This window comes from Sphingomonas sp. GW821-FHT09B04, assembly GCF_059418285.1.
On sequence record NZ_JBWKPO010000001.1, the window covers coordinates 1,137,599 to 1,150,316 of the forward strand.

14 protein-coding genes are annotated in these 12,718 nt (G+C 62.5%); 5 read left to right on the forward strand and 9 right to left on the reverse strand.

Features of this window, described 5'->3' with window-relative positions:
• The first annotated feature begins 258 nt into the window (after nucleotides 1–258).
• The gene (locus AC07NK_RS05485; RefSeq protein WP_495169545.1) at nucleotides 259–702 is read left to right on the forward strand and encodes a DUF411 domain-containing protein; all 444 of its coding nucleotides are present in this window, start codon (nucleotides 259–261) and stop codon (nucleotides 700–702) included.
• Between the two features lie 196 nt (nucleotides 703–898).
• Nucleotides 899–1,648: a histidine utilization transcriptional repressor HutC gene (hutC, locus tag AC07NK_RS05490; RefSeq protein WP_495169546.1), complete on the forward strand. Its 750-nt coding sequence runs from the start codon at nucleotides 899–901 to the stop codon at nucleotides 1,646–1,648.
• Nucleotides 1,649–1,708: 60 nt separating this feature from the next.
• Here hutC and AC07NK_RS05495 read toward each other — a convergent pair whose 3' ends face one another.
• From AC07NK_RS05495 to AC07NK_RS05510, 4 genes are all read right to left on the reverse strand, one after another.
• The gene (locus AC07NK_RS05495) at nucleotides 1,709–2,440 is read right to left on the reverse strand and encodes a PepSY domain-containing protein (protein WP_495169547.1); all 732 of its coding nucleotides are present in this window, start codon (nucleotides 2,438–2,440) and stop codon (nucleotides 1,709–1,711) included.
• Nucleotides 2,437–3,159, reverse strand: coding sequence for a hypothetical protein (locus AC07NK_RS05500; protein WP_495169548.1), 723 nt, complete (start codon nucleotides 3,157–3,159; stop codon nucleotides 2,437–2,439). Before AC07NK_RS05500 ends, AC07NK_RS05495 begins: the two co-directional genes overlap by 4 nt.
• Before the next feature lie 13 nt (nucleotides 3,160–3,172).
• Nucleotides 3,173–5,869, reverse strand: a complete 2,697-nt coding sequence (locus AC07NK_RS05505) for a TonB-dependent receptor domain-containing protein (RefSeq protein ID WP_495169549.1) — start codon at nucleotides 5,867–5,869, stop codon at nucleotides 3,173–3,175.
• A 356-nt stretch (nucleotides 5,870–6,225) separates the two neighbouring features.
• Entirely contained in the window at nucleotides 6,226–6,672 is a 447-nt protein-coding gene (locus AC07NK_RS05510) for a DUF6916 family protein (RefSeq protein ID WP_495169550.1), read from the reverse strand.
• A gap of 136 nt (nucleotides 6,673–6,808) precedes the next feature.
• Here AC07NK_RS05510 and AC07NK_RS05515 point away from each other — a divergent pair, with 136 nt between their 5' ends.
• Entirely contained in the window at nucleotides 6,809–7,180 is a 372-nt protein-coding gene (locus tag AC07NK_RS05515; protein WP_495169551.1) for a DUF6916 family protein, read from the forward strand.
• Here AC07NK_RS05515 and AC07NK_RS05520 read toward each other — a convergent pair.
• The 5 genes from AC07NK_RS05520 to AC07NK_RS05540 all read right to left on the reverse strand — a co-directional run bounded on the left by AC07NK_RS05520 (nucleotide 7,177) and on the right by AC07NK_RS05540 (nucleotide 10,819).
• Nucleotides 7,177–7,692 (reverse strand): GNAT family N-acetyltransferase, encoded by a 516-nt coding sequence (locus tag AC07NK_RS05520; protein WP_495169552.1) that lies wholly within the window; start codon nucleotides 7,690–7,692, stop codon nucleotides 7,177–7,179. The genes AC07NK_RS05515 and AC07NK_RS05520 overlap by 4 nt on opposite strands.
• A 15-nt stretch (nucleotides 7,693–7,707) precedes the next feature.
• Complete coding sequence (locus tag AC07NK_RS05525; RefSeq protein WP_495169553.1) at nucleotides 7,708–8,235, reverse strand: phage tail protein; 528 nt, start codon at nucleotides 8,233–8,235, stop codon at nucleotides 7,708–7,710.
• A 12-nt stretch (nucleotides 8,236–8,247) separates the two neighbouring features.
• Entirely contained in the window at nucleotides 8,248–8,751 is a 504-nt protein-coding gene (locus AC07NK_RS05530) for a phage tail protein (RefSeq protein ID WP_495169554.1), read from the reverse strand.
• A gap of 12 nt (nucleotides 8,752–8,763) precedes the next feature.
• Entirely contained in the window at nucleotides 8,764–9,282 is a 519-nt protein-coding gene (locus AC07NK_RS05535) for a phage tail protein (RefSeq protein ID WP_495169555.1), read from the reverse strand.
• 349 nt (nucleotides 9,283–9,631) lie between these two features.
• On the reverse strand, nucleotides 9,632–10,819 hold the full coding sequence (locus AC07NK_RS05540) for a helix-turn-helix domain-containing protein (RefSeq protein WP_495169556.1): 1,188 nt from the start codon (nucleotides 10,817–10,819) through the stop codon (nucleotides 9,632–9,634).
• A gap of 253 nt (nucleotides 10,820–11,072) precedes the next feature.
• Here AC07NK_RS05540 and AC07NK_RS05545 point away from each other — a divergent pair, with 253 nt between their 5' ends.
• The gene (locus AC07NK_RS05545; protein ID WP_495169557.1) at nucleotides 11,073–11,705 is read left to right on the forward strand and encodes a hypothetical protein; all 633 of its coding nucleotides are present in this window, start codon (nucleotides 11,073–11,075) and stop codon (nucleotides 11,703–11,705) included.
• Nucleotides 11,702–12,364, forward strand: coding sequence for a hypothetical protein (locus tag AC07NK_RS05550; RefSeq protein ID WP_495169558.1), 663 nt, complete (start codon nucleotides 11,702–11,704; stop codon nucleotides 12,362–12,364). Before AC07NK_RS05545 ends, AC07NK_RS05550 begins: the two co-directional genes overlap by 4 nt.
• The last annotated feature ends 354 nt before the right edge of the window (nucleotides 12,365–12,718 follow it).

The following is a 12,718-nucleotide window of genomic DNA, read 5'->3' on the forward strand; positions in this document are numbered from 1 at the left end:
TTACGGCCTTGTACCATCGATCCCACCGACTTCTGTCGCTAGGAATAGCGACATAGACACGATTTCGGCAGCGTTACAATCAGTTCGGCGGACCTGCCTGCCTCAGGCTTCAGGCCGGACGGCATGGATGGCGCGGGCGCGATCGCCCGGATATCAGGGTTCGAGGGACCGACTGACGGATCGCGTAATCCAGATAAGCGGGTGTTGCCCCTGCTTCGTCCGCGTATTCGGGCGGTGTAACCAGGACGAGGGATCGAGATGACACGAGTTAAGCTTCTGTTGGCGGCGCTGGCCCTGAGTGCACCGATGACCGCATTGGCGGCGCAACAGATCGCCGTTCACCGCGATCCGGGTTGCGGCTGCTGCGAGAAATGGGCCGAGCAGGTGCGTGCGCAGTTCGGCCGGCAGGTCCGGATGATCGACGATCCCCAGCGGGTTGCGCTCCACAAGAAGTATGCGATGCCCGCCGACCTCGCATCGTGCCACACTGCGATCATCGATGGCATGGCGTTCGAGGGTCATGTTCCGATCGCGGACATGAAGCGCGTGCTTAAGCAACGTCCGAAGGGCGTTGTGGGTCTTGCCGTTGCCGGAATGCCGCTTGGTTCGCCGGGAATGGAAGTGCCGGGCCAGCGCCCACAACGCTATACCGTCGTTGCGTTCGGACCGGGCGGCAGGAAGGCCTTTGCCCACCATAACTAAGCGAATCTGGCGGCGGGCGCTGCGGCGTCCGTTGCAGGTTGCCCCGGGGGCCGATGCCTGCGCGCGGCGCGGTCCCGAGGATCGTTTCGCCTGACGTCGCGGAGTCATGGCGCCGGATACAGATCGCCTGTATAGACAGGCTATGACAGCGAGCGCGGCCAAACGCACAGAATCACACGGGAATCCGGCAGAGAAGGTGGCAAAGGAACCGCGCGACCCCGAACGGGGAACAGCAGGCGACGCGCCGCGCTATGCGGCGATCAAGCAGTTCATCCATGATGCGATCAAGGATGGAACGCTGCGCTCCGGCGATCGCGTACCTTCAGAGGCCGAACTGGTGACCCGGTTCGGGGTTTCGCGCATGACCGCGAACCGCGCGCTGCGCGAATTGCAGAGCGCCGGGGTATTGGTGCGGCGTGCCGGGAGCGGCTCGTTCGTCGCCGAAGCGAAGCCGATCGGGCACATGATCGAAATCCGCAATATCGCCGATGAGGTTCGCGCCCGCGGACACGCCTATCGCGCGCGCGTGGTGCTGAATGAGGTCGTGAAGGCGGGAGGCGATACCGCCGCGCTGATGGGCGTGGCCGCCGGCACGCGCCTGTTTCATTCGGTCATCGTGCACCATGAGGCCGAATTTCCGATCCAGATCGAGGAGCGTATCGTTCTGGCGTCGGTAGCACCGGACTATGCGGTGACCGACTTCACCCACACGACGCCGAACGAATATCTGACGCGGATCGCGCCGCTGGAACGGGTCGAGCACCGCGTGCGCGCGGCGATGCCCGACGATCCCACCCGCAGCTTGCTGGGGCTGGAGGATGGCGAGCCCATCCTCGTCATGACCCGGCAGACCTGGAGCCGCGGGCGGCTGGTCTCGCACGCCTGGCTCACCCACCCGGCGAACCGCTTTGAGCTTTCGGCGAGCTTTTCGGTCACCAGCGATTAGGGCCCAAACCCGATCAGGACGCGGGGCGCAGGCGGCCCGATCGGGTTTGGACCCTGAACCTCAGGCCGAAGCCTGCGGCTTGCGCTTGCGCCGGCGCAGCCAGCGGAAGTCGGTGCGGGTGAAGCTCTTGAACAACAGGTAGAAGCCGGTTCCCGACAACCACAATGTGCCCAGCGCGACGAAGATGATCAGCGGATGGTTGAAGCTGGAACGGCTCACATAATCCATATTGTGGAGCATCCAGAAAAAGTCCCAGGTCCGCCAGGTGTCGCCGCGCATCACGACCAGGCGTCCGGTCTGCTCGGAGACATAGGCGCTGCTGTTTTCCGCATCGGTAAAGTTCACGCGCCACATCGGGCCGGTGCCGTCGCGCGACTCCAGATTGGGCTTGTCCAGCCGGACGACGTCGCGGACCGGGGCTTCGTTGGCCATCGCGGCGACGGTCTGAGCCGTCGCGGCGTCGATCCTCACGCGCTGCCCGTCAGTCGCGTCGACGAGGGCGATGCCCTTGCCGGTCTGCAGCTCATAGACCGGACGACCGGCGAGGTCGCGCAACTCCAGTCCGGACACCGGTCCCAGCCCTGCGAGCCGCGACGGTGCGACGAACGCCGTGTCGGCGGGCAGGGGATGGACATGCGCGGCGTGTGCGCCGTGGCCGCCGACCGCATCCTTGTCGAGCAGCGCCATCACTGCGCCGCTCAGCGCCCAGAGCAGGAACTGAAGGCCGAGGATCAGGCCCACCCATTTGTGGATGCGGCGGAACAACAGCGGGGAGAGGCGGATGCGCTTCATGCTGCGGGTGCCTTCTTCTTTTTCTTGCGGCGCGGGAACGCCCAGATCAGGAGCCAGGCGCCGGTCAATGCCATCGCGAAGGCGCTCCAGGTTGCCACGCGAAGCAGCGGGTTGTTGACGTCGGAGCGTTCGTCATAGTCCATGATGTGGAGCATCCAGGCGATGTCGAAGCCGCGCCACAGATTGTGCCGGCGTGAGATCAGCTCGCCGGTCACCGGAGAGAGGTAGAGCGTCGGGCGGTTCCAGCCCGTGAACTCGACCTGCCAGTAAGGCGGCTTGCGCGACTGCATCTCCTGCGGCGCTTCGGTCAGCAGCTTGACGGACACGATCTCACCCGTTCCGGTATAGATCCGCCGCGCGAGCTGGTGGATTTCGAGCTCGGTCGGCGGCGCGAGGCGCTGGCCGGTTTTCGCATCGAACAGGGCCCGGCCCTCCGGCGTCTCCGCGCGCCAGACCGGGCGGTCGAAGTGACGCTGGAGCCGCAGCTCCGAGCTGCCCGGCTGTGCCGCCACGATCCGCGCCGGGGGGATGATCCCGGCGAGGTCGTAGGGCTGCACGGCGGGCGCACGGACGAGATGGTCGCCATGGATCGTATCGATATGGATGACGACCATGTAGACGCCGGTGAGCGTCCACAGCAGCACCTGAACCCCGACCAGCAACGCCAGCCACTTGTGGAAGCGCCGCGCGACGAGCGGCCAGCGGATCTTTCCCGACATTATCCTGCTCGCCTCAGAAGCCGGTGCGGAAGCCGACATAGAAGCGCCGTCCGAGCAGGTCGTAGGTCATCGTGTCGGTGTTCGCATCGGTGAAGCTCTTGATGTACGGCGCCTTGCGATTGAACAGATTGTCGACGCCGATCTGGAAGCGGGTACGCTCGTTGATCTCGTAGGCGAGTTGCGCGTTGTGGTAAAACACGTTGGGCGTGCGATAGCCGATATCGGTCGCGGCCGCGTTGAAATCGGTCGCCTTGCCGATCCACTGCGTCGACCAGGTCGCGCTGAAGCCGTCCTTGCGCCCGGTGATCACGCCATAGCCGCGCCACTTGGCATAGCCGCCATTGCCGCCGCCGATATGGCCGTCGAACTGGATCGGGGCGCCGCCGGGGAAGGGCAGGATGTCATATTTGTTGAGATAGGTGAGGTTGAGGTCGATCGTCAGCGCGACCCCGCCGACGTTGCGATCATAGACCAGACCCAGATCGAGCCCGTTCATCTGCTCGCGCCCGGTGTTGATCGGCTGTGCCGACAGATCGATGACCTCACCGGTGAGCGTGCTGCGCTTGAAATCGCTGCAGAACGGGTGCGACAGGTTAGCGCTGGCGTAGCAGACCGCGAGCTTGGTCGAGCCCGGGATTGCGCGGATCGCGTCCTTGATGTCGATGTCGAACCAGTCGGCGGTGAACGACAGGCCGGGGATAAGCCCCTTGGGCCGGATCACCGTGCCGATCGTCCAGGTCCGCGAGCTTTCGGGCTTCAGTTTCTGGTTGCCGCCAACGGTGGTGAGAATGGTGTTCCCGAGCTGGACATAGTTTGCCGGCACACCCGAGGCCCGGCAGTTGGCGATCAGCGTTGCGTTGCCGCTGGCCGAATAGCGGCTGCACGGATCGGTGGTGGTGAGGTTGCCTTCCGACACGCCGCCGAACAGTTCCGGCACGTTGGGAATCCGGAAGCCGGTGCCGTAGGTGCCGCGCAGGCGGATATCGTCGTTGATGACCCAATCGGCACCCAGCTTGTAGTTCCAGTCGCCGCCGAACAGATCATAGTCCGAATAGCGGACCGCGCCGTCGAGCGTCAGCGCCTTGAAGAAGGGCGCGTTGGCGAACACTGGGATCGAGAGCTCGAGATAGCCCTCCTTGGCGGTGCTGGCGCCGGAGATCGGATCCTGCTGGTTGGTGTTGGCGACGCCGAGCACCGTCAGCGGATCGGGATCGCGCCAGCCCTTTTCCTTCCGGTAGACGGCGCCCGTCGCGAAGGACACCGGTCCGGCGGGCAGGTTGAACAGGCTGCCGGTCAGGTCGGCCGTGACGGTCGCCAGTTCATTGCCGCCATGATCGCGCGAGGTGAAGTTGATATAGTTGAGCACCGCCGGGGTGACGTCGCCCGCGCCCAGATAGTCGGCACAGGGGATCGCGGCGCCCACAGCTACGCTGCACTTGGTGCGGTCGAGCGTGTTGGCGACCTTGGCAAGGTTGGCGACATTGGTCGACCCGTCGACCGCGGTGTTGCGGCCGAACGCAGCCGCGACTTCCCACGCCCAGTCATTGGCGAACTTGCCGCGGAAGCCCAGCGTACCTTGCCAGGTTTCGGTTTTCTGGAAGAATTCGCGCGGCCCGCCCTCGACCAGCATCCGGCGTACGAGCAGCAGATTCTGTCCGGTCGGGTTGGTCGGGTTGGTCGCCGAAATCGAAATATTCCGCAGCGTACCCGGGGTCGCGAGCTGCTCGCTCTTGCGGTGGGTGTAAAGCAATTCACCGAAGACCTGGACACCGTCGGTGATCTGATAGTCGGCGAACACGGCGGTGCTGATGCGCTCGATCGGGCTGACCGCGTTCAGGTAGCGCTGGACGTTGTTGTTGTGCTTTGCGCCGCTGTACGGCTCAAAGAAATCGCCATTGCCGCCGGGCACCTGATTGAAGTTGATCTGCTGGCCATTGGGCAGCACGGCGCGGCCGCCGATCGTCGAGGTGCTGTTGGTGCACGACAGCGCGCCCGGCGTGTTTTCTGCCAGCGAACAGGGTGCGCGGGTCGCCATGTTGACCGCATCGGTTGTTTGATAGGTGACCGCCGCCATGATGCCGCCGCGATCATTGCGGGCGCCCCAGATCAGGTCGGCGGTAAAATCCCCGCCGTCGCCGCGATCGGTGAGGCCATATCGTGCAGTGACGCCGAAGCCTTCATAATCGGTGCGGGTGACGAGATTGACCACGCCCGCCATGGCGTCGGCGCCGTAGATCGCCGAGGCGCCGTCCTTGAGGACGTCGGTCCGCGCGAGCGCGACGACGGGGATCATGTTGAGATCGGGCGACGAATTGGCGCCGGTGCCGCCCGCGACAAGGCGGCGGCCGTTGAGCAGCACCAATGTGCGCTTGATGCCGAGGCCGCGCAGATTGACCTGCGCGGTGCCATAGCCGTTGTTGGTCCAATAGGCCGAGCTCTGGTTGCCGGCGAAGCCTGCATTGGCCGGGAGCCGCTGGAGCATCGTCTCGATATTGGCGATGCCGGTATTCTCGATCTGCTCGGCCGATACCACGGTGGCTGGCCCGACCCCGGCAAGGTCCTGCCGGCGGATGCGCGATCCGGTGACGACGACCTCTCCGGAGGTTTCGCTCTGCGCCGCCTCATCCGCCGCGACGGTCTGCGCCTGCGCCGGTGCGAAACAGACCGCCATCATCGCGGTGCCGAGAAGCAATGCTCCCTTCTTGCTCATCATAGATTCTCCCTGACCCTTGTTATCGGGCGAAGGAACACGGGTTGTATATACAGGTCAAGGCAGATTCTGCCTTTTATTTCAATTATTTAGGACGGAATCAAGCGCGCGTAGCTTGCACCATAGATACGCGGCCAGTCGCGGCACCCCTCATTCAACGGGAAATTTTTATGCGTGGCTGCCGATTTCATTGAAATAGTCCGCAAGGTGGAGGGCGAGCCCGTGGCTGCGCGACCGCGCGGAACCGGAAACGCCGCGCGAACAAGGTTCATGGATTGCCCGCCGCTAACGGCTCTCACGCCGCTGGCGCCAGGGTGATCCCTGCCGGAAACGCCGGCCAGCCAAAGCGAGGATTCCTAGTTGAGAAGCGCCGTAAGTACGCCCTTGCCCTGGATCTCGCTCGCCATGCCCAGGAACAGATCGAAGTTTCCCTTGGTGGCATGCGAGAGCTGGAAGGTTTTGCCGCCCGTCGGTGCCAGACGCGCATCCATCTGAAAGACGGCGTAGAAGGGCTGGTGCCGCCCCAGGCTCGCCGGCCGCGTCGCATCGGCGATGCGTTCCAGACTGACGAGTGTGGCCGGGACCTTGCCCGTATTCGCGGAGATCTGGAACGTCGTGCCGACGAACTTGTCCCACTCGCTGGCTTCGGAAGCCGTGAGCGGCGGGCCGGCCGGCGTGGCGCCGGTTGTGGGCGCAACGACGACGCTGCCCGATTTGCCGCCGCCATCGCAGCCGGCAACCCCGGCGCCCGCCATGACGACCAGTCCCCCAACAACGAACTGACGACGTGAGCTATGAGTCATTGGTTTCGTACTTCACAAATGGCCAGGCCCGGCAACCGCGCACGCCTTTCCCCCAAATGGGTCTTTACCACCCGGTTGGCCGTACCGCACCCCATGAATGATGCCGCGATCATGGTAGTTTCGGCACAGTCCGGGATTGGCGCAGCAGGCCCTGCCTGCCTATAGCGGCAACGCCGTGCGCAGGCGGGTGGCCGGGGAAGGTTGGATGATGACAGCGGATACCGTTCCGGGACTGAAACTCAGCGATTTCGAGGGGCGTATCGGCGAGTCCTTCGCGATCGAAGCGGAAATCGGAACGCAGACACTCGAACTCGTCGCTGTCGAGTCGGTGCCGCATTCTCCCCGGCCGGAAGGCGGATTCCGGCTCGAATTTGCGGGGCCGGCAGAACCCAGGCTGCCGCAGGCGATCTATCGCTTCACGCTCGGCGATACCGCGCATGAGATCTTCATCGTCGCGGTCGGCTACCGGCCCGGGGGCGGGCTGCGTTACGAAGCGATCTTCTTCTAGATCGGTCGGGCGGCAGCGGGCGTTCCATATTCCATCAGGTCGTAGACACCCTTGTCCTCGGTCACGACGAAGCCGAGGCGGTGGTACAGCCGCCGCGCCGGATTGAATTTCTCGACGTGGATCGACACGCCTTTGGTCTGGTCCTCCGCCCAGGCGATCACGTCCCGCAGGACCGCCTCGCCGATTCCCTGCCCGCGCGCCGCTGCCACGAGCGAGATGTCGACGATACGCAGTTCCAGCGGCCAGGTGTCGACGTAGAGCCGTCCGATCGGGGCACCATCGCGCTCGACGATCAACCGCTCGGCGTTCGGATAATAGGTCTGATAGTGATGATGCTGGGCGCGGTGCTGCTGGACGAGGAAGGCCTTCCTCTGCCCTTCAGGCCAGCCGCTCAGCGCCAGTTCCTCGTCGCGCGTGGAAAGATAGAGCGCTTCGATGAAATCGAGATCCTCCGCCCCATAGGGACGATAGTCGAGCGCATAGGATGCAGCGGCACGGAGAGGCGGTGGCATGGCGTTCGACCAGCGTCAGCTCCGCGGCGGGAACACGCCCTGCATCGCGATACAGAAGTAGAAGGTCAGATAAGGTTGCATATTGTTGTGGGGCAGGCTGCCGCCCGCCGGTGAGAGCGCCTGAGGCGACATCTGGACCAGGTTGGTGTTGGTCGTGCTGTGATAGAGCGTGCCGCCGACCGACGTGGAGAGCGCGACGCCATTGGAGAGCGTACCCTGCGTACCGTCCTCAACGGAACTGCGCAGCGTGTGCGAATGGTTCGGGATTTCCGATTCAAGCAGCGTGACGGTGTCGCTGCCGCCGGTTTCGCCCAGATCGTGCAACGAAAGACCGGGACCCTGACCCGGATGCATCGGCGCACGGCCCTGCATGTCCGGAAGCGCGAACGTGGCTTTACCATCGCCGCCATAGGTGGTGCCCAGCAACGAGAACAGCGCGGTGTTCTGCGAAATCGGCAGCAACTGTCCGTCACACCACGCCCAGCCTCTTGGGGCGAAGTTGAACGGGAAAATGCGAATCTCTGCGACGAAGGGATCGGCCATGGTGCGTTCCTGTCAGTTCTGGCTCGGAAAGATGCCGAACAGCGAGATGATGTAGTTCACGCAAAGATAGGGCTGGAAATTGGTATGCGGCTGGCTGCCGCCGACCGAGGTAATCGAGGTTGGGGCCATCGCCGTATCCGCAGCCTCGCCCGAATAGAGCTTCACCAGCGTCGAGCTGGCCAGGACATTGTTCTGGGGGTTGGATTGCGAGCCATTGCCCGACGATCCAATCATCGGGTGGCTATGCGACGGGATCTGGTTGATCGACAGCGTTACCTCTTCGGCGCCGCCCGTTTCGGCAAGGGTGTGGCCGTTGCCCTGGTGAAGCGGCAGCCGGCCGCGCAGATCGGGTAGCGCAAAGGTGCTCTGCCCGTCACCGCCATAGGTGGTGCCGATCAGCACGAACAGCGTCTCGTTCTCCGAGATTGGCAGGAGCTGCCCCTCACAGAACATCCATCCCGCGGGGGCGAAGTTTCCGGCGAAAATGCGAAGCTCGCCGACATAAGGTTGTGCCATCGGGCCGTTTCCTCAGTTCGGGGACGGGAAAATGCCCGCCAACGCCATGCAATAACTCAGCGTCAGGAAGGGCTGCATATTCTGATGCGCCTGGCTTCCGCCATTATTCGCCACGGTAGCGGCATTGAGCGCAACCGCGCTGGGCGCGAAGCCCGTCGAATAGGCATTGCCGGGGTCCGCCGCCAGAACACGGCCGGTGCCACCGAAATTCGGGTTCACGGCATTACCCTGAGTGTAGGTGGCCTGCGCAACATGCAGGTGAGTGGGCATCTCGCTGATGCTCAGCGTATGCGATTCCGCGCCCGCACGCTCACCCAAATAATGGCCGTTGCCGACATGGATCGGCACGCGTCCGCGCAGATCGGGCAGGGCAAAGGTCGTCTGACCATTGCCGCCAAAGGTGGTGCCGAGAAGCGAGAACAGCGCCTGGTTCTGGTTGATCGGGAGGAACTGGCCGTTGCACAGCGCCCAGTTCTTGGGCGGGAAGACGAACGACATCAGTCGAATCTCTCCCATAAATGGTTCCGCCATGAATTATAGTCCCCCGAAGCCCCGGCGACCGGCCTAACCGAAATGGATGAAACTGGCCATAGGGCTTCGACGCGTCGCGGTGATTTGGAGCGATGGCTGCCTGCCAATCCAGAGGCTGTTACGGACTTATGAGTTTGAAGGATTCAAAGGCTTCAAAGGCTTGGATGGAACATTCTCGCAAGCCTTATCCGTCCGACATATCGGGCTAGGAGTGGTCGCTGGTGGCGCCCGTATCTGACGTTGCAGCGTGAAGACCGGTGCGCCGTGGCGATGGATGCCGAACGACCTGCCGCCATGGGCAGCGGTGACCAGCAAACGCAGCGCTGGCTTGGGGTGGGCTGTACAGCCTCTAGCCGGCGCTACCCAAAAGCGCACCTTTGTTCACCTTGGCGTCAAGGGTCGCGTCATCGGGCATGTTTGACCGAGAAATGGAAACTTGGCGGTCTGGCGGACCGCCATCGAGTCGCGGCTGGTCTTGCAGATAGGCAGCGGGGCTTTGACCGAACTCACGCCGAAAGGCTTTATAGAATGTAGATTTGCTGTTGAAGCCAGACGCAAATGCCGCATCCAGCACGCTGCTTTTGTCGCTCAGCACAAGCTCGCTGGCGTGCCGGGCGCGCAATCGATTGATATAGTCAAAGAACGAAAGCTCGCTCCTTTCATTCAGATATCTGGATAGCTGGTTGGCAGGCACGGCGATCCGGCGAGCCAGGGACTGTAAGGAAAGTAGCGGGTCAAGAAATGCCAAATCCAGCGACATCGCCTGATCCAGGCGGATTCCGATCCGTTCGGCTTGCTCATCGGTCAGCGGAGAACGCGCATATTTTGGCGCGGGATCGGGCTGTTCGATTTGGGCTGGCGGGGTTGCGCAGGCGACCCAGGCGACCAACAGGAAAATGACGACTGCACATCCTGCCAGGATCGCAACCTGCCCAGGTGCGGGCAGCCCCAACAGATTATCGTTCAGGACAAGCAGCGCGACTGCAAACGCAAATGCGCCTGGAAGCGCAAAGGCCGGACCGAGCCATCGCACTTCGAATTGGTCCGCATTGGAATAGAGATCGCGCAGCTGTCGGTGGTAACCACGCAACTTGGCAAACATGCGCATAATTTCCGCCAGCCAGACCAAGGCAGTGATCAGAACCAAAACAAAAGCCGTGATAGCGACCACAGCACCTATCCTGCTCCCATTCGGTATTTCGCCGTCAATGAGAAGAGCTTCGCGCAAACTTTGGGGAAGCATCCATGTCACCATCGCAAGCGCCAACGCCATGACCGCAGGAAGCCCGCTCCAGCCGATCCGAAATTTGGCGCTGGAATCGACGAACGCAGTTGCCGCCGTCGACAATGCGACGGGCAAGATCGCCCAGAAAACCAGCATCGCCGGAAGGTAAAAAGTCCAGATCGCATCGAGTCCGTGGCGCAAAAGCGGAGCGCCAGCCAGCCCGGCGAGCAGCGCAAAAGCGGTTGCGGTCGCACAGCGAAATGTAAGGCTGCCTTTCGGCCGGAACGCAATTGTCAGGCCAAGCAGCGCCAAAGCTGTGGCCGATCCGGACCACGCCAATTGAGCACCCGTTATGATTTGCACGTCCTCCTCGAAACCTCTTTCAGCGCCCTAGCCCCGTTGCAGGTCGAGACGAGCAGGTCGTCCGCGCCTGCAGGATAGGACGACATAGCGCCAGTGTCACGGAAGAGCGGTTCGAAACAGGTCGGGTCTCTTGAAGGACGCGTGAGTGTCTCAGCTAACATATGTCGGTGCTTTACACCTTGCTGCAGGAATTGGGGTTTCGTTGGCGGGCTTCGTCGCGCTCGTTGCTCGCAAGGGTGCGGCAGCTCATATTTGGGCAGGGCGGGCTTTCACCTCTGGCATGGCGATGGTTTGCGCCACCGGATTGTGGATGAGCATTTCTCGTCAGATTGTGTTTACACTGTTGCTGTCGATATTTGCCGCTCACCTTGTCGCGACGGGCTGGGCGGCAGTCAGGCAGGACAGTCCGGTCGCCCGACGGGTCGACGAAATTTCGGCGATCGCGTCGCTGATACTCTCTCTCGCCTGCGCTGCAACGGCGGCTTATGTCGCGATGCGCCCCTCGGGCCAGATGGATGGCTTGCCCTATCCCGCCTTCCTGGCGCTCGGCGGCGTTTCACTCTTGCTTTGGCAGGGCGATCTCGGGTGTCGCAAGCCGTTGAGCCGCAAGCGCCGTTTTTTGCGGCACGGCGGAAGGCTGGCGACGGCCCAACTCATCAGTCTTTCGATCTTTGCGTTCGGCAATAGTCAGATACTCCCTGCCGCCTGGCGAGCACCCTCGATCTTGCTGACCCCGATCGGCATCTGCCTGGTGTTCTTTGCATGGCAGATGGCTGCAATCGTCATGGGTCGGCACCAGGTTTTTTACATCGCTCACTCAAAGGCAGCACATTGAAACTTCAAAAACTTGCAGGCCTTGCCGCCCTTTATTCAGCGGCCTCCTTTATCATCCTGTTTGCGGTGGTCGCGACCCTGTTCGCGCCTGCTGAGCTCGGGCCCGCAGCAACCCATGCGGCCGAGCGCGTCGCCTTCATGTCTGCGCATCAGGAGATTTCAATGGCCATCAATCTGATCGGCTACATCTTCTTTGGCGCCGCCATGAATATCCTCAGTTTCGGTCTCTACGAGCGATTTCGGGGCGGTGCGCCGATCGCTTCGCAGATTGCGCTCGGTTTCGGCCTGATCTGGTCGGGATTGGTGTTTGCTTCCGGAATGGTCGCCAACATCGGTCTTCAGCTTCTGTCCGATCTGCAGGCAAGCGATCCTGCGACCGCGTCAGTCGTGTTCCACGCCTATCGTCTTGTCGTAAACGGCTTGGGCGGCGGAAACGAAATCGTCGGTGGTTTTTGGCTCCTGTGCACAGGCCTCGCTATGAAAGGGCGACCGGGCATTCCTGCAATCGCAGCATGGCTCACGATGCTTATCGGGCTCTCGGGAATCGCGACGACGTTCCCGCCGTTGGCAGAGTTGACCACGCTATTCGGGATTGGCCTGATATTCTGGTATCTGTGGATCGCCTTGACCCTGCTCCGGCGATCAACGTTTGTGGGTTAGAATTGGCTTCGCAACCCAAGTTTTCATCCTGCCGCTTTTCACGACCAGGCGCCTTAGGAAGGCAGCCCTGACTTCCTTTCCTGCCTGCACCACAAAGCCCCGCTCGACGACTCGCGCCCTTCCTCGAACCTTCCGCCCTAACGTCACGAAGAAGCGGGGCGGCTACGGCGCCACCAGCGACCATTCCTCGTTCGATATGTCAGACGGATAAGGCTTGCGAGGATGTTCCATCCAAGCCCTTGGATCCTTTCAAACTCATAGGTCCGTAACGGCCTCCAAATCGAAAATAATGTGTGTGACTGTCGCCTTGAGACAAAGGCGGGGCAATGGTAACTGTTGCCGGGGCGTCACGAA